The 16,883-nt window shown below is 52.7% G+C and carries 17 protein-coding genes; 8 read left to right on the top strand and 9 right to left on the bottom strand.

Annotated elements, in window-relative coordinates; genetic code table 11:
* Positions 1-191: 191 nt before the first annotated feature.
* Positions 192-1,079, top strand: coding sequence for a DMT family transporter (locus tag AC1D1M_RS06735; RefSeq protein WP_477775032.1), 888 nt, complete (start codon positions 192-194; stop codon positions 1,077-1,079).
* Between the two features lie 111 nt (positions 1,080-1,190).
* Here AC1D1M_RS06735 and AC1D1M_RS06740 read toward each other — a convergent pair whose 3' ends face one another.
* Positions 1,191-1,556 (bottom strand): histone-like nucleoid-structuring protein, MvaT/MvaU family, encoded by a 366-nt coding sequence (locus AC1D1M_RS06740; protein ID WP_477775033.1) that lies wholly within the window; start codon positions 1,554-1,556, stop codon positions 1,191-1,193.
* A 266-nt stretch (positions 1,557-1,822) separates the two neighbouring features.
* On the opposite strand from AC1D1M_RS06740, the gene AC1D1M_RS06745 reads away from it, so the two are divergent.
* Positions 1,823-2,728: a LysR family transcriptional regulator gene (locus AC1D1M_RS06745; RefSeq protein WP_477775271.1), complete on the top strand. Its 906-nt coding sequence runs from the start codon at positions 1,823-1,825 to the stop codon at positions 2,726-2,728.
* 8 nt (positions 2,729-2,736) lie between these two features.
* On the opposite strand, the gene AC1D1M_RS06750 is transcribed toward AC1D1M_RS06745, so the two are convergent.
* From AC1D1M_RS06750 to AC1D1M_RS06760, 3 genes are all read right to left on the bottom strand, one after another.
* Positions 2,737-3,159 (bottom strand): VOC family protein, encoded by a 423-nt coding sequence (locus AC1D1M_RS06750; protein ID WP_477775034.1) that lies wholly within the window; start codon positions 3,157-3,159, stop codon positions 2,737-2,739.
* A 68-nt stretch (positions 3,160-3,227) separates the two neighbouring features.
* Positions 3,228-3,947 carry a hypothetical protein gene (locus AC1D1M_RS06755; protein WP_477775035.1) on the bottom strand — a complete coding sequence of 240 codons (720 nt, stop codon included), beginning with the start codon at positions 3,945-3,947 and terminating at the stop codon, positions 3,228-3,230.
* A gap of 188 nt (positions 3,948-4,135) precedes the next feature.
* Positions 4,136-4,666, bottom strand: coding sequence for a DMT family transporter (locus AC1D1M_RS06760; protein ID WP_477775036.1), 531 nt, complete (start codon positions 4,664-4,666; stop codon positions 4,136-4,138).
* Positions 4,667-5,102: 436 nt separating this feature from the next.
* Between AC1D1M_RS06760 and AC1D1M_RS06765 the strand changes: the two genes are divergently transcribed.
* Positions 5,103-5,402, top strand: coding sequence for a hypothetical protein (locus AC1D1M_RS06765; protein WP_477775037.1), 300 nt, complete (start codon positions 5,103-5,105; stop codon positions 5,400-5,402).
* A 362-nt stretch (positions 5,403-5,764) separates the two neighbouring features.
* Here AC1D1M_RS06765 and AC1D1M_RS06770 read toward each other — a convergent pair whose 3' ends face one another.
* The 4 genes from AC1D1M_RS06770 to AC1D1M_RS06785 form a co-directional block, all read right to left on the bottom strand.
* On the bottom strand, positions 5,765-6,121 hold the full coding sequence (locus AC1D1M_RS06770) for a hypothetical protein (RefSeq protein WP_477775038.1): 357 nt from the start codon (positions 6,119-6,121) through the stop codon (positions 5,765-5,767).
* Positions 6,122-6,170: 49 nt separating this feature from the next.
* A complete protein-coding gene (locus tag AC1D1M_RS06775; protein WP_477775039.1) occupies positions 6,171-6,575 on the bottom strand; it encodes a DUF6957 family protein in 405 nt (134 codons plus the stop codon).
* Between the two features lie 67 nt (positions 6,576-6,642).
* The gene (locus tag AC1D1M_RS06780; RefSeq protein ID WP_477775040.1) at positions 6,643-7,371 is read right to left on the bottom strand and encodes a metallophosphoesterase family protein; all 729 of its coding nucleotides are present in this window, start codon (positions 7,369-7,371) and stop codon (positions 6,643-6,645) included.
* Between the two features lie 51 nt (positions 7,372-7,422).
* Entirely contained in the window at positions 7,423-7,911 is a 489-nt protein-coding gene (locus AC1D1M_RS06785) for a hypothetical protein (RefSeq protein ID WP_477775041.1), read from the bottom strand.
* Between the two features lie 296 nt (positions 7,912-8,207).
* Between AC1D1M_RS06785 and AC1D1M_RS06790 the strand changes: the two genes are divergently transcribed.
* Positions 8,208-8,666 (top strand): helix-turn-helix domain-containing protein, encoded by a 459-nt coding sequence (locus tag AC1D1M_RS06790; protein ID WP_477775042.1) that lies wholly within the window; start codon positions 8,208-8,210, stop codon positions 8,664-8,666.
* A 94-nt stretch (positions 8,667-8,760) separates the two neighbouring features.
* On the opposite strand, the gene AC1D1M_RS06795 is transcribed toward AC1D1M_RS06790, so the two are convergent.
* Positions 8,761-8,907 (bottom strand): hypothetical protein, encoded by a 147-nt coding sequence (locus AC1D1M_RS06795; RefSeq protein WP_477775043.1) that lies wholly within the window; start codon positions 8,905-8,907, stop codon positions 8,761-8,763.
* A gap of 370 nt (positions 8,908-9,277) precedes the next feature.
* On the opposite strand from AC1D1M_RS06795, the gene AC1D1M_RS06800 reads away from it, so the two are divergent.
* From AC1D1M_RS06800 to AC1D1M_RS06815, 4 genes are all read left to right on the top strand, one after another.
* Positions 9,278-10,351, top strand: coding sequence for a DUF4760 domain-containing protein (locus AC1D1M_RS06800; RefSeq protein WP_477775044.1), 1,074 nt, complete (start codon positions 9,278-9,280; stop codon positions 10,349-10,351).
* 1,153 nt (positions 10,352-11,504) lie between these two features.
* A complete protein-coding gene (locus AC1D1M_RS06805; protein WP_477775045.1) occupies positions 11,505-12,341 on the top strand; it encodes an AbiJ-NTD4 domain-containing protein in 837 nt (278 codons plus the stop codon).
* Between the two features lie 570 nt (positions 12,342-12,911).
* The gene (locus AC1D1M_RS06810) at positions 12,912-15,146 is read left to right on the top strand and encodes an nSTAND3 domain-containing NTPase (RefSeq protein WP_477775046.1); all 2,235 of its coding nucleotides are present in this window, start codon (positions 12,912-12,914) and stop codon (positions 15,144-15,146) included.
* Between the two features lie 76 nt (positions 15,147-15,222).
* Positions 15,223-16,794 carry an FRG domain-containing protein gene (locus tag AC1D1M_RS06815; protein ID WP_477775047.1) on the top strand — a complete coding sequence of 524 codons (1,572 nt, stop codon included), beginning with the start codon at positions 15,223-15,225 and terminating at the stop codon, positions 16,792-16,794.
* Positions 16,795-16,883 lie beyond the last annotated feature (89 nt).

Genomic DNA, 16,883 nt, shown 5'->3' on the forward strand with positions numbered 1-16,883 from the left:
GCATAAAATGCGTCAACGACTGAGTCTAGAGCTCTCGGCAAGGCGGAACGAATCTCAGTTTACAACCTACCTACTGGATGGTATATTGCGTTTGAAAAAATCTAAGGTGATGCTTGAATCTTAGGTAAACCACACATACACGCCACCGGAAGTGGACAGTTAAAAGAAATTCCTATTTTTGGAGGCGCCTGGTGATACGAAAAATATTCGCTCCGTCAAACTTAAAAAGCACTAGAAAAGTGGTGGTACTTACTGCTTTAGCGATGCTGGCATTCGCAGCCAATTCGGTGCTTTGCCGACTTGCACTTCGTCATACAGAAATTGACCCTACTTCCTTCACACTAATACGCCTGGTGAGCGGAGCTTTCATGCTTTGGGGGCTCCTAGCAATTAAAAGTATTACTTCTCGCCCCTCAGGTAGCTGGCTTGGTGCTTTCACGCTGTTCGCCTACGCGTTTGCTTTTTCATATGCATATTTGAACCTGGAAACTGGAACTGGCGCACTATTATTGTTTGGCGCAGTGCAACTTACCATGCTTGGTTACGGATATTGCAAAGGAGAGAGGATGCAAGGAGTCGCAATTGTGGGGTTACTCCTTGCTATTGGAGGTCTTGTAGCCTTGTTATTGCCCGGGACAAGTGCACCTGCGCTTGGTAGCGCTGGAATTATGCTGTTATCAGGCATTGCATGGGCCGGATACTCATTAATCGGCAAGCAATCGAACGACCCACTCGCATCGACTACGGGAAATTTCTTGCGAGCCGTCCCTATGATGCTTTTAGCTTCGATCCCCTTCGTTAATGACTTTTCGATCGATTTTTTGGGGGCTCTTTGCGCCATTGCGTCTGGGACAATTGCCTCAGGTGTTGGTTATGCAATCTGGTACGCGGCGATACGTTCGCTTTCATCATTTCGAGCAGCAACCATCCAATTGAGTGTTCCCGTCTTAGCGTCTCTCGCTGGAGTACTCATCCTGGGTGAGCACCTCACAGTTCGTTTAGCACTGACATCGCTAGCAGTGTTAGGAGGAATTGGGTTGGTGCTCAGCGACAAACGCTTAGCAAATGCCACTAACTGATCTCACGAATCCCATCGCCACCAGCCGGTGGGTATTGGCATCTACGACGAACTCTTTGCTCTCCATACAGTAAAAAAGGCCCTCTCGGGCCCTTTTGTACTCAAACCAAATTCACTTGGTCAGCCAGGACTCGACTGTGTCGGAGCCGTATTCAGCTTTCCACTCTTTCAGCGTTTTGTGGTTGCCGCCTTTGGTTTCGACGACTTCACCACTGTTTGGATTTTTGTAGATTTTGATCTGGCGCGGTTTGCGGTTGCCAGCTTTGGAGTTGGCGGCTGGAGCGCGACGACCGGATTGCGGATCAAGCAGGTTGATCACGTTCGGCAGGCTGTAGCCGTACTCGGCAAGCAGCGCGCGCAGCTTGGATTCAAATTCGATTTCTTTCTTGAGGCCAGCGTCGCCTTTCAGCGCCTCGAGAGCTTGGAGTTGTTCGGCGAGGTGTTTTTCGAGCTGACGGAATTCTGCGAGTTTGGACATGAGAGATCTCTTTTCAGTAGTTACCTAACAGTATATTGCAAATCGACCAGTGCAATACGGACTGCTGGCGACAACTGAGCCATCAGCCGAAAATTATGGCTCAGCAATAATTATGGCTGAGCCATAATTTGGAATAATCCAGTTTTGCCGGTTCCTCGAACTTCTCTGTCGATGGCGCCGAATCACTCTGCTGGGTGGACTGATCTGTCATGGTTAAAGGCAGTTTGGTACGCTTCCCTGACATTCCACCTAGATTCGAGCCAATGCTGGAAGAGCTACGAAGAATCGACCTAAATCTATTGCTGACCCTTCATGCATTGTTGTTGGAGCGGCACGTGACTCGGGCATCGGTTCGTCTGCATAAAAGCCAGCCTGCTGTCAGCCATGCCCTGGCTCAACTTCGAGCGCACTTTGACGATCAGTTGCTGATCCGCCGCGACGGGCAATTGGTGCTCACCGCCAGAGCTCAAAGCTTGCTAGGGCCTCTTGAACAGGCGTTAAGGCACCTCAATGACTTGCTGGGGGCTTCTGACTTCGACCCCAGCAGCTCTCAAGCACGGTTCCGGCTATCGCTGTCCGACTATGCCACTCGCCGGGTACTGCCTGGCTTGGTACGGCATGTTCGCAATGTAGCGCCTGGAGTGGATCTGGCTGTCAGCCAAGCGAGTCGTGAAACCATGATGGCCCAATTAGCTGATGGTGAGCTCGATGTGGCGCTTGGTATCTTTCCGGAGTATCCGGATGGCATCCATGTGCAGGAGCTTTTCCCGGAACATTTTGTCAGCCTCGCCGACGAAAGCGCCCTACCGGAACGTGGCTGCCTGACGCTAGAGGAATGGCTGGAGCGTCCGCATGTGATGCTTGCCCTTCGGCCTGATGCGAACGACGAGATCGAAAGGGTGCTGGCAAGCATGGGACTGCGTCGAAGAATCGCAGTGGCACTTCCTCATTGGAGCGCCGCAATCGAGCTCGTTGCCGGCACAGATCTTATCCTGACCGTTGCGAGCTGGGCCGTCAGTGGACTTGATAGATTTCCAACGCTCCGAACGTTCGATGCTCCTCTAGATCTTCCCGTCCTGTCCTATCAACAAGCATGGCATGCCCGTAAAGAAGCAGACCCTGCCAACAGGTGGATCAGGGAAGCCATCTTGAAGTGCAGCCAGAGCACCTGAATCTTGGCTTAAGCAGCTCCCGACTCAGGGGGGCCTTTGAGCTCAACTTGATTACCGTCAGGATCGAAGCAGTAAATCGATAGGCCAACGCCTTCGGCCCCGTACCTAGTCACCGCCTTATCAGCAACGATGCCAAAAGCTTGCAAGTGGGCAAGAATCTCCTGCTCATCGAAGGGTTCGACTCGAAGGCAGAAATGATCGACATTACGTCGTTCTTTCCCTGGCGCCCCGCCACCCATGGCACCCAGAGGGCCATTAACGTCCACCAGATCGATCATCGAGCTTCCTGCTCCGAGGTGGATCATTCCGTATTGTTCGTTGCGCTTTTTGATCGCGCCCCCAAGAACCTGAGTATAGAAATCGACACTCCGCTCCATGTCCGCCGCTCGCAGGACAACGTGGTCGATGTGCTGGACTCTGAAAATAGACATTTGATCGACTCCTGAAGTGAAAACGAACCCCCATTCCTCAAGGGTATGGAGGTTCGTGAACGGAAGGCTTAGTGGATTTTGTCGAACAGGGTGGGCATGCCGCCGGAAAAATCCACCCAGGGATTGGTGTTCAACAGATTCGCATGGGGCGCAGTAGGCTCATCGTAGTGGACTACGAACTCTTCGGGGCCGTGAGCATATGCCACGATCAAACCCTGTTTCGCATCCATGTATCCGGCGTGAATGCCCATGCCTGGATAACTCAAGCGAATCGCTGTTTCCTCACTGGCTGGGCCAACGGTGAGCCGTACTACAACTCCTTCGGGCAACACGAACATCCAGGTAAAGGGGCCGCCCGATACGACGGTCATCACTTCATCGATACCTACACCGTTCTCGGCCATGTTGACGTGAAAGCGACCGAAGCTCTCCAGAACGCCGGCACGGTGTTCTTTAGGGATGGCCAGCATGTCGTAGACCTTGGGATAGGGGGCAACGCCAGGCTGACGGGTGGAAAGAAGGCCGCCACGTGGCGTCTCGGGCACACGGCCAGCCAGTTCGATCTGCTCAAGCAACTCTGCCCGGTTCAGGCTGAAGAGCTTGATCAGGTCTTCTTGCTCGGCCTCGGTGACAGTGCGGGACTGCGATGCTTTCAAAATGGGTTTGGCTGCGTCCGGAATGCTCACGGTGCTTGCACGAACACCTACGCTCCGAAGCACGGCGTTTACTTCTTCAAGGCCAACAGCGTTCGGACGGCCATCACTGAATTGCAGTTTCACGATATTCATAAATAACACTCCGATCTTTCTACGAAAATATAGTGCTGAACTTCCGTTCATATGCACCTCATGTCAGCCGAGAAAGATTTCTCGGCTATTCGCACGCAAGCCGCGTGCGTTGGTTCGACTAGAGGGTCGACCTGAATAAAAAGGGCTGGCTACCAAGAGCGACAACCAGCCGAAAGGGAGGCTCTGGTTTATTTGAGGTTCGCGTTGACCGTTGCGGTCTGAATCAACTTTCCGGAATTAGCGGGCTCTTTGTTTGAGCCCACTTGAACCACGATCAATCCGAAGAAGATGATCAGCACCCCTGCAACTCGAACTAGATTGATTGGCTTCGCGGTCAGGCCGAGGAGACCGAAGTGGTCGATTAGCATCGCGGCTATGACCTGACCCACCATGACGAACAAGATGTAGTTCGAAGCGCCAAGCTTAGGGGGCAGGAAGGTGGCCATTGCGACGTAAAAGGCCCCGCTGAATCCGCCTATCCAGAGCCACCAAGGCCCCTGCAACGCTCCCGCAATGTTTGGCAGCGGTATGCGAAGAGCCACGATGGTGGCGATCAGAACAGCTGAGCTGACGATCAGCGAAGCAAGGGCGGCCCAGAGTGGATGTCCAAGCTCACGGCCAAGAGCGCCGTTGCTGGAGGCTTGTAGAGGAATCAAGGCGCCGGCAATCAGAGCCAGGCCCATTGGAACAGATACAAGAATCGATATTTTCCCAAACATGACCGTAACCTCTTGTGTTTCGGTGTCGATGGAAAAATATTGAGGTATAGATACTTTGAATGGAAATCGAAAATTAGCACACGCCATATTCGCCAAACGAATGATATTTTCTTTATGCGTTTAGCCGGTTGCGAGAGACCGCTATGGCCGTTTTCTGCCGGTTACGGCCAGAGAATGCCTAGCTGCCGAGAGACATGCCTGCGCTACTCGGCTGATCGAAAGCCAAGGCGAGCGTTCTGCCTGCGATTCCTGACTCGCGGCGATCGGCCAGTCAACTCACCAGCAGTAAAGCAATCGCTTCTTCGCGTAAGCGCCTAGCCTTTACCGCGTAATACGTTCAATCAAGACATTGGTTCGCAGTAAACCCACCAGCAACAGGCGATTAAGTGTGCGCATGATAGCCTCGGCTCAGACATCACTGTTCTGAGAATCCATCTTGAGCACAACCAGCGTATCCAGCGATTTCAACGCACTGATCAGCGCACCAAAATTTTCGGACGACCCGATTGGACGGCGTCAACTGAAGCGGTGGCAGCTCCTCGCTGAAGACATCTACAAAAGCACATCCCATGAGGCGTTGCTGGAGGCAAGGGGCAAAGCCGAAGGCTACATCCATGGTCTTGTGGACGCTGGGCATTTGTCGACGAGAGACACCGACCGCGACTATCTCATTTTGAGCATTGTCCAACGGCGGCGTGAGTTTTTGCAGAAACTGCTGAACGAGTACGGTTACTGAGCCAAGGCGAGCTGTGAATCCGTCCGCCGGGAAAATAAGCATCACAGGATAGAGGCAGTTTGAAGCGCTCCGCACGGCTAACTCGGAGCGCTGCTGATTAAAACCGTAAGAAGCCTAGCAAGCGATTTTTCAGAGGTCTGACGGAGCTCGAGAAATGAGCTTGGCCTGAATCGACTCCCATTCCACCATTGAAATGAGCACCGCAGTTCTGCGCTGCCCATCGATGAAAACTGGTTTACGAGTCGTGATCACCTGGTCGAGCAACTCGTCAAAATGGGCTATTGCCCGAGCAACTGACCGTCGTTCATCTGCCATGTGCCAGGCCCTATCTCGAGATAAAAAAGTGGATTTCTCACCACCATTCAGAAACGGTCGGCGGACTCGAGAAGCTTGAGAAAGCTTGCTCTGCCAAGGCCTCGCTTGAAGCTAGCTATGACGTAATTACCGTCCTGAGTTTCGAGCAGCCAAAACCGCCCTTCTTTCCTCGCTGACTGAATTTTACCTGTCCGAAGAATAGAACCATCTGCTCTATGGTAGGCATCGTCCTTCTCAGAGTGATCGAAAGATACCCCGAGGCAAGTGTCCTCGGCGATCAGTGCATCGCTGATAAACGCTGTAATGGGCACGGTGTATTTGCGAAGACTCGCCCGCACCAGGCGACTTAGCTGAAAGTCACTCAATTCCTTACTATGGAATTCCAGTTCAATTACTTCAGGCATCCAACCCAAGCTCCAAAAAGACTCTGTAAAAATTGTCGGCGAGCATTGCTTACCCTGCCTTCATCGAAAAAGCAGCGCCAATGCTAGCCTCTTTTTTCAGTCCTGACCCAAAGAGGAGGTAAACCGTACTCTTGGTTTCAAACATGCAGCCTTCACTGAAAGACACGCCGAAATTACTGCGTACCCACATGCCGGGCTGAAATCGATTTCGACTATCGAAAACGACTTCATGCGCGTACAGAGTCGCGGGCAGTAGACCAAGCCCGGTTAGCTTTTCTTTTTCATCTGAGTTGACCGTGAGGTCGATCAGAATCCACTGCTTCACCACGCAGAATGCTTTGCCTGGGAACGCTTTTGCTGCCAAAGAAATCAAGTCTTCTTGTGAGCCTTCCCAGCCGGCTACCTCTTTCCCGGCGCCGTAAAAGAGTTGCGAGATTTCTTCCAACGTCACCATCAAAAATCCTCCATCCCGTTGAGCGCGGCCAGCCACGCGAGCGTGCCCATTTACTAATCACTAGCAATCAAAGCTCGATCAATAAATCAGGATCAAAACCGGTGTCCTGGCCTGGGTACCCACGCGGATTTGAAACCACGCGGCATCCACACTTGGTGAAGTTTGCTGCTACGTGGGTGTGCCCGTAGACCCAAAGATCAGCCTTCCCCAGCAGCTCCGACCAGTCGTTCGCATAGGCAGCCGCGAGGTGACCGGCATGGTCTTCAGAGAGATAGTCCGCCACTGGTGCGTGATGAGTGACTACCACGGTTTTGCCATCAAAGGGCGTTCCTAATTCCTGAGCCAACCAGTTGTATGCTGTCCTTGATTTGGCGATCAGATCAGCAGGACGTAAGCGTCGATAGCTCACGTCAGTTCTGATCACGCGGAAGTCAGCCATCCACTCCCAGGCAGTACGGGTTGCTGCCTCGACATCTCCAGTCGAGGTGTAATCTGTCCAACCTGTGGTAACCAGAAAACGCGTCCGATCCAAAATTAGCGTCTCATTTTCCAGTACGTGCACGTGCGGAAATGCCGCCTCTTTCATCTTACGCAGCGTGTGCTCAAGATGACCGCCGTAGTACTCGTGGTTTCCGCATACGTAGATCACCGGGCACTGGAATACTTCGTTTGCCCATCTCACTCCTCTCGATTTCAGATCGATGTCACCTGCAAGGATGACCACGTCTGCATCGCTTGGGGCGGGCTCGAACCGAGCGAACTCGAGGTGCAGATCTGAATAGATTTGGATCTTCATGGATTAACCATCTGGTGCGGTTGTCGTGGCAGAGCGATTCACTTGTCTCTATCACAGCGTCACTGTGGTCGGGGTCTGATAGTTGGTGCTATGGAAATGCTTCCCGGCGGCAGTCGTGGCGTCGTAAATCATTCGAAATTTGCTGAGCAAGCCTGCCTCGGTCACACCGGGAGAGCTACTGTAGATTGCTCCGCTATCGACTTTATGAAGCAGTACGCACTCACCGTTTTTGTCGTAGCCGACCATCACACTGATCAACTTTTCCATTCGTTCTAAAGAACTCCCGTTCATGCAAGGGGGAGTCACAATCTGAACCGCCTCAATCGTGTGCTCTTTGCTCCGCTGAGAGAGTAGGTGGGCCAGCATAGAAGGGTCTGTTGGCATCAATTTTTTGAACCGAGCCCTTGCTCCTTCACAAATGCGAAAGCGAACGTGATACCAGAAATCCTCGCGGTCTCGCTCGATCATCCGCCAAGCCGTGCGGCCAGGCCCAGGGAAGCCCGGTAGGCCGACCATACAAGACTCATCTGAAATAAACATGGTGCAGGTTTCCTGGTTTTGCGGTGCGGCGAGTCGACCGACGTTGGCAGAGATCTAGCTCAAACATTTTGGCAATACATAACTATTGTTTGTATGAGGTAGTGGTTCCGGCTGAGAGGCTATGAGTCGTGTCCAGATCCGTTTGCCCCGAATCATTGAGACAGGCCTACGTCCTGCAGCGGGATTGCGCTGCTGAAACATGAATCCGTTAAGGCGCAGTCCCATCCAAGTAAATATATAGATTTGTATGGATCTACGCAATCGCGGCATACCGTCCTGCTTTGAGGGGAGTCAGGATGTTGCTTCGCAACGCGTATGCGGCAGTATTACAGTTGGTAAGGATTCGGCTGGGTCTGACGCAGCACGACATTGCTATGACTGTAACGCCATCGCACGTAAGCCAACTCGAATCGGTAAAAACGTCACCGACCCTAGAGGTCAGCCAGGAGCTTGCACAAGCGCTACATCTGCACCCTGTTTCGCTGCTAGCGCTCGTCCACGCCGCCAAAGACCAGAAAACCGCCAGAGACATTCTTCTATTAGCCATAGAGGAATTGGATGCTATGGAGCTGCTGGATACCTCACTCCCTACTCAGCCTGAGAAGCTCCCTCATCCACAGACCGTGGCAGCGGAGAAAAAATGGGAAGCAGTCCAGGAGCTGAAGAAAGAAGGACGTAGCCAAGCTGAGGTGATAGAGATATTGGGACTGCCGAAGTCAACAGTTGGGCGGCTGTGGCATAAAAAACATTCGTAGAGACATTTGTGAGGTCTTCTTAGCTGGCTCGTATCGTCGGAGGCACGACCGGGATACAACTGGCCGCACTCCATATCTAGCATGCCGATAGGGCTCACTCAACGACCAGCGTCTCTGCGCCACTGCCTTGATCACGAGACCATTTGATGATGCCAGGATCATCATTGCCGACTTGAAAGAATAACGAGATCACCTCATCAATACTGATAAAGTACAGCCTCGCTTCGCATTGCAGGCTCACGCGCGCTTACATTTCTCTCCGGCTGCAGCAGCCGAATCCGATTCCCCTGCGGTCTGCTAGCGTAGTAGATTCGGTGTAGCCACCCTCGACAGAGCTGACATCTGTGGCATTTCGATGAACCCGAAGGGCCATCGCCATGTCAGAACGGTGAACCGTTTTCGATTGCAAAATGGCATCGAACAATGGGAAAATTGGCATAGCTAAGATGAGCTACGCTTGGAAGCCTAACCTAGGAGAAACTCATGACAAAACTGAAGCTTGATCTGACCGCAAAGGAAATCGATTGGGATTTGTTCTGATTACCTGAATTCTTCAGCTAGGCAAACAAGCGCCAGCCCCTACGGGTGGCGCTTTTTTTTGGGGCAAGGAAATGCTTTTCAAGTTCGTCCACCGGTTCAAACACGCGTTTTTCTGGGTATTCACGCTTTTTGCCATCACTCTGATCTCCGCCCTCGGCTACGTGGCCTACCTACAGGCCGGCTGCGAGGTGAAGTGCTCAGTCACCGGGATCAACCCTTCGACCTACCTTGTGCCCATCATCGCCTACCTCAGCATCGGGCTGGTGGCGATCACGATTGGTTTCAATCGTAAAACGGCCAGTGAAAAGAATGCGCTCGATTTCGCCAAAGAGTTGGGACTGCTTACACCTCATATGAAAGCGCTGGGAGAAATCCGTAAAGGAATGCTCCAGAAGGATGGCGAACTCAACCGCCGCAAGGCTGCCGAGTACATGGCCACCCTCTCAGATATCACAGACCCAATGGCTGATGGCGGGTCAAAGGTTACTCAACCCAATGCAGCTAGCAAACCAGGTGCAAACACCGCCCCTGAAGAGAAACCAGCGTCCGTTAAGTCGTCTCCGAAGACAGATGCTCCTGCAGCCGATCTCCAACCAGAAGGTGGTGCTCACGACGAGCCTGATGCCGTAGCTCAGGTCGATGGCAGTGATCAAGCTAATGGTGGTGCTCAGGTTAATGACGCGGCTAAGACCAGCGATGCTAACAAGAACGCGACAACGGCAGAGCCCGATACCCCCATTGCCCCGACCCAAGCCGAACTCGACTGGAACAACCGTCAATCTGCGTTCGCGCTCCTGAACGCGCTGGAGAGCTGCGCCAACGCAGTGCGCTATGAAATCTACGACGAGGATTTCATCTACAACATCTACGGCAGCCATTTCATCGAATGGTACGAGCTGTGCTACGGCCTGATCAAAACCCGTCAGCGAAAGCAGGAACGGGTCTGGGTCAACTTTGAATGGCTTGCAGTGAAATGGACGCTACGTCACAACATCACCGGCGTGATTTCCAACGAATCGAGACAGACCTCGTACATCATCAACGAGGCCCTGCAAGCCCTGAAAAGTCATAACAAAACGCGTCCCATCAAACGCAAGCTGAAAAAATTCGAGAAACAGCTTAAGCGTCGCAAATTTCCAATGTGACCTCCAGGGCAGCCAACTAAGGCTGCCCGTCCCCGACTGGCTCGGCTTGCTCGCCTCCCCCTGAGTTTCTAAAGCTTTTGCAGGCATCTTCATGACTTCGCCTGACATCAATACAGCTCAGCTTGTCATTGGGGCGCGTATGTATCACCAGACGGCGTTACGCTTATTGGAGCGCTAACACTGCAGCGGTTGCCGACAGTCCGAGCAACGAGATCGGTGCTTACTTGGGCGCACCCTTCAGAGCCCGCGCAGCCGCTCTGAGCACAACTGCAATGATCTTGACCGTTTTGTAGTTCTCATTCGGAGAGGTGACTAGATGGAAACGATCGGGAAGCACGTCACGGTAGCGATCAAGCCGGCGGCGCTCCTGATTGGACAGATCCTACCTGGCTAGCTGGACTTCGGTGTAGGCTATCTTTTAGCCCTACTCTCGCTCCCAGCCGGCGCGGAAGAAATCCTGGATCAGCCACATGTTGAAATACAATGCCGCAGTGACACTCAACGTTAGATCACGGTTTCACGGGTCAAATCACCCTGCTTCCACAGCGCCATTAGCACTAGGCATGGGATAGCAATCACTAGGGCAATGTAAGTGTTTAGAGTCGGTGTATTGATCTTCATATGCACGTGAACTCTCGGCTATATAGGGATTGAGACGAGGTAATGTCTCGCACGTTGCAGCACACGCTGCTCGGATTTTATGGTTTCATTTTGTGAGCGTTCTTCGACCCTTCACTGTCCGCTGTGCCAACCGGAAGCGTTTCACGCAATCCCGTTGAAAGAGGAGCCTCCTGAACTTCAAAATTGATAAACAGGTGGTCAGATTGTCCGAGCAGGACGTCGGAAACCTGCTAGCCGAACTGCATCCATCATCGCGTGGTAGAGTGTATTTCAAGGCTGGCAAGCAGATTAGAAGCGCCATGTTGGACGTCGCCAATGAGTCGCGGACTCATTACGTCGAGCGCAGCTAACCTTCACTCTCACTGACTAGGAAGCCATGACCCTGGACGACCTGCTGTTGTGCTATCTGGGCAATTCTGCGCTTCGTAGGCCTTGACGGTGCTTTGGCGGCGTCGCCGCCTCTCTTGCACATTGCTAGCCATGCTCCCGCTCAGGCAAGATCCTAGAGGCAGATTGCATAGGGAGAAACGCAATGCGGGAACCTTTTTCCAAGCGCCACGGGTACGCCGGTACTCAAGAAGCCGAAATCACCGTCCGAGAAGATGCTCCAGAGGAGCTGCGAGCCTACCTAACCCAGCTCTGCTACGAGTGCGGCTTGGGCCCTAAAGCCCTTCGAGAAATGGTGTGCCAAGCCTTAAGGAAGCAACCCGATCGCAACAACTGGACTGAGTACCCCAATGTTGCCAATGAAGTGGAAGACCTGCTCCTCGAATGCAAATGGTACAAAGTGTACGACATCATCGAGCGCGTCCTGGACAACCTTGGTAACCATAACTATCGCTCCGAGAACTACGACCATTTCCAGAACGAGCTCAACGAATACTTCGTGGAAAACGGGATTGGTTGGAAACTGGCCGACGGTCAGCTGGAGATGCGTGGGCCAGAGTCGTTCGAGACCGTTCTCAGCAGCGCTCGAAAAACCGCCGAGGCGTTTGGTCATCCGACTGCTGCGAATGAACTTCATCAAGCGATTTCTGACCTGTCACGCCGACCCGACCCAGATCCCACGGGAGCAATTCAGCACGCCATTGCGTCGCTAGAGTGTGTGGCGAGAAAAATCACAGGCGATGAGAAAGCAAACCTGGGCGATATTCTCAAGAAACACACATCATTGATTCCGCAGCCGCTTGACCAGGCAGTGTCGAGAGCGTGGGGGTATGCCTCAGAGCACGGCAGACATCTACGCGAGGGCCGGGTACCGTCGTTCGAAGAGGCCGAGCTTTTGGTCGGCCTTTCCGCGGCTGTCAGCAACTACATCATCAAAAAAGCTCAGTCTAGCTCGATTGACGACGCGAGTACTTTGTTCTAAGCCGAGTTTAACGCTCGATATCGCAGTATTGGTCACGCCTCATCTTCTGCAGCTCACAGGATGTGGCGTGAATGTCGCACAAGTTCCGACTCAGCCAATCATGCCAAGTCTCAATTTGGCTACAAGGCCCCTGATCTCCTCTACTGATCACCACTGGTTTAGTCGAAATGAGGCTCATGATCGGCGGTGTCTGATTGCCGCTGCGAAGCGACCGGCACACCGGCATCTCGGAGTTCATGTCGCGATAGTGGACGTCGAAATGAATCGGGCACCCACGTTATGGAATAAAGCGAGCTTCATTCGATCATCAGGAAGCCAGCGCTGACGATCTACTGATCTGCTTTTCAGCACTCCAGAGCCCTGCCGCGCCTAACCATGACTGGGCGGCATAGCCCATCGCTTCCCCCTGATTCTCCATTGACGCTAGGCGGGGATCCCGAAGAGTACATATGTACTCGAACGCTCTGTGGCTCATTTTGGCTGCGTTCCGACCGCTTGACCCGAGTGGGTCTAGCTCACCCGAAGCGGCAGAATGGTATCTTACCCTCCTGTCATGGAGTGGGTGCCTGAGTGAACGACTACGACTTTTCGCGTCTCAACGACAAAGAATTTGAGGTGCTGTGCACTGACCTGATCGGCGCCGCAGAAGGCGTTCGTTTTGAGCGTTTCAAGCCTGGTCGGGATGGTGGCGTTGATGGGCGATACTTCAGCCCAGACGGTGGTGAGTGGATTCTGCAGGCCAAGCACTGGGCCGCTACCCCCTTCCCTCAGCTTGTCTCCCACCTTCGGAAATTTGAAGCTGCGAAGGTCGCTGCTCTAAGGCCAGAGCGCTACATCCTGGTGGTATCAAATTCGCTATCGAGGTTGAACAAGCAGGCGCTGGTAGACGCTCTCAATGCTTCATGTCCCGTAGTCGTCTACGACAAGGAAGACCTGAACGACCTGCTTGCCCGGCATAGCGGGATTGAGCAAAGGCACTTCAAGCTCTGGATCAGCAGCGCTAATGTACTTGTCCACTTGCTCAACAATGCCATTATGGGGCGCAGCGATGCGATGATGAGCGAGATCGTTGAGAAGTCAAAAATCTTCGTCCAGACGGGTTGTTTCAAAGAGGCTGTAGATAAGCTGTGTGACCTAGGAACGGTAATTATCACTGGCCAAGCAGGAATTGGTAAAACCACACTTGCCGAGCAGCTCATCTTGTTCTACGCCAAAAATGGCTTCGAGTTCCTTTCCATCAGCCATAACTTACATGAGGCTGAGCAAGCTTACGTGCCTGACAGGCCCCAACTCTTCTATTTCGACGATTTCTTAGGACAAAACTACCTTGAGGCTTTGACTGGCAATGAAGGTAGCCAGATCGTTCACTTCATTAAAAGGATCAATCGAGACCGGGTGACTAAGAAATTCGTACTGACGTCTCGATCTACGATCCTAAACCAGGGCCGGATCCTGAACGATGCTTTTGAGAATGGCAACGTCGACCGGAACGAAATGGAGATCAAGCTTCAATCTCTTTCAAACCTCGACAAAGCCCACATCCTGTACAACCACATATGGCATTCTGGCCTGAGCCCTGAGTATGTAGAGTCATTCTACGAAGGGAAGCGTTACCATAAGGTCATTCGCCACCGGAACTTCAATCCCCGAATCATACAATTCATCACTGATCCGCAGCGTTTGGCAGATGTCTCTGCCGAAGGGTATTGGGGGCATATTACTGACCTCTTGGATAATCCAACAAAAATCTGGCAACACCCCTACGATATACAGCTGGATGATTTCGGTCGATTCCTCGTTCTTCTGGTCGCATTTAACGGGGACAACATCCTTGAGCAGGATCTGGCTAAGGCCTACGCTGCGGCCCTACGTATGCCTGAACATGCCAACTTTAAAGGCAAGCGGGAGTTCACCGTAGCAACCCGACACCTCTCAAACTCACTGCTAACTCGCGTGATGCTGGACGACAAGCGTTACTATAAATTATTCAACCCTTCGGTTGGGGATTTCCTGTTACATCGGTACGCGAAAGATTCGTTGCTGCTTGAAACTTTGTTTAAGTGCTTACGTAGCCTTAGTACCATCAAAATGCTTCAAGACATGACGAGAAACGAAATCGTCTCTGCCGAGTCGACGATGGGTTTATTCAGATCACTTTTCAAGCATGAAGAGAGTCTGGGCTTTGAGGGCAGCCCACCGGAATATCTCGCGAAACTTTACATAAGCACCCAGAGAGGTCTAAGCGAAACCGAATTAAATCGGCGCCTAAAACATGTCACCAAAGTTATCCTGAGCAATCCCATCACAAGGAATTACGAGTACTGCCTAGTGACCCTTGCAAATGCGGTGAACGAAGAAATTGTCACGCCCGCCTCTGTTGGGGACTTTGTGCTGGACATAATTAATTTCGGTATCAACGAGAAAGACCTGCCGGCCTTGGGCGACTTGATAGGCTTGCTTGAAATGAATAACGTCCACGAAGCAACGAAACCATTCACAAGGCTGACTCATCAATTTATGAATGATTCCCTTGACGAGATGTTTGAAGAAAGCATTGTGTTCAGCGATGGAGAGGACTTGGATGCGGCCAACAAAATTCTTCTCGCCATGATTGATGAAAAGTTCACGAGCTGGCAGGTCTCCGCCACTAATGCAATGATCGATGAGATTGTTGACGCGTATGACATTCCCTACCGCATGAAAAATTACTTCCGGGAAGAAGACGAGAATTACGTGTCGCCCCGAGCTGACCAGAGCAGGCTGGAAACCCTGGACATTGATGATCTGTTTAGTAGGGAGCAGTAGGCACGCGGGGGGCGTTGCCCACCATGTGGGGTATTCGTTGGTACGGCTTTCGTGTAGGTGTGAAAGGTTGGACAGGATGGTTGGTGACCCGATCAACTCCGGGAAGCCTGATGAAGCAGTCATGGTGGATCGGGTTTGGAAAGCACTGACGCCTAACCTGTCTATTCAGGAAGACTTCGAGACCACCAAGGCCGTACTGCTCAAAGGGATGCAGGGCAGCGCCCAAGATCCTGATCTGGCGTTGTCGCTTTGGTGTCGGGCACTGCTGCCAGCCACTGCGTTAGCGGGAGCAATAAGTAGTAGTAGGAAAACCACACGAATACGCGATCGCGAGGGAGGCAGCTTGAAGCACTATGCAGCGAAAAGCGTCAACGAGTTAAACAAACTCATAGCGAGTTTCGGTGGTGATGTGCTCTTTCGTGGCCAGACTTCGCATTACGGTGAAGTGGGAGCCCCCTCCATCGGAACGTCCTTCGACAGGAACGGGTGCATACCGCGCGAAATGCTCAAATGGTGCCGCTACTCCCAAAGCGTGTTGGATGCATACATCGCCAAACATCGAGCAGACTTTGGCTATCAGCAGGCCCTCCTTCAACACTACGGGTGGCGTTCGTTTTACGTGGATTGCACCTCCAGCCCAGCAGTAGCCGCGTGGTTTGCCAGCCACAAATACACTGAAGCGACCACTCTAGAGCTGTGCGAGGACTGTGACGAGGTGGCGGTGATGGTCAGAAAGCGCATGGCCCGCTATGCACCTGTGATCGGCACTGGCCATCTGTATGTGCTCAGTAAGCAGGCCGCTAATCATGTAGGCCTGGTCAACTTGGCTACGTTGACCGTTGAGGGCTACAGGCCGCGCACCGTGGCTCAGTCAGCTTGGCTTCTCGGCCCTCTGCACAATCCGATTCCACAGAATTGCTTTCTTGCACAAATCACTGTCTCGAGCGACGTTCTGCAGGCGTATGCCGCTGCCCGTGGCTTAACCGACACGAACACGCTCTTTCCCTCTCCCGCAGAAGATCCGATCTTGAGATCGCTGCTGGGCTTGCCTTGGGAGGAGATCAAGTCTGAAGCAAGCCTCAAAAATCTGCCTGCGTTCAAGCGAACACTGGAGCTTCCGGAATACCATCCGAGCTTTGTGAAAATCGCAGGTGCGCAAACAGCGTTCTATCGTGGTGCAAAGATTCTGGATACCCAGGATTCGATTGATGGTAACCCTCACAGTGGAATCTTCGTCGAAATCCCGGACATGGTGCTCTATGGCTCAGCCGACCCGAGCAAGCCCCTTCGCTTCCCTCAGATCGAGAAGTTAATCAACGAGAATGGCACGGTAGCATTCGAAGCAGACACGTTGATCAAGCATCCAACCCTCGATCACCTGACGCTCTACCAGAAGGGCGTCGGCGTCATACCTCGCGGGCCCGACCTATTTGAGGTTTGTGAACTCACCGTCAACCACCCAGGACTCCGACTGAGCGGCGCCGGCTTCATCACGGGCTGGACATATCGGAGGCAGGCAAGCGGAGTGTGGACACGGGAAGCGCAGACCACAGATTGCTCATGCGGCAATCCCATCGTCCATGCACAGCACATCAGCGCGCTGCACATCGCCGAAGAGTTCCTGAGGGATCCCAAAGGCTTCGAGTGACGAAGCTCGTACACTCAGCCGTGCCGATCACTAAGGAGCACGGACGGCTAGCCTCGACCAATGTCGAGATGAATCTCGACTCATCGCTG

It is taken from the genome of Pseudomonas sp. P1_F7 (genome assembly GCF_056405655.1).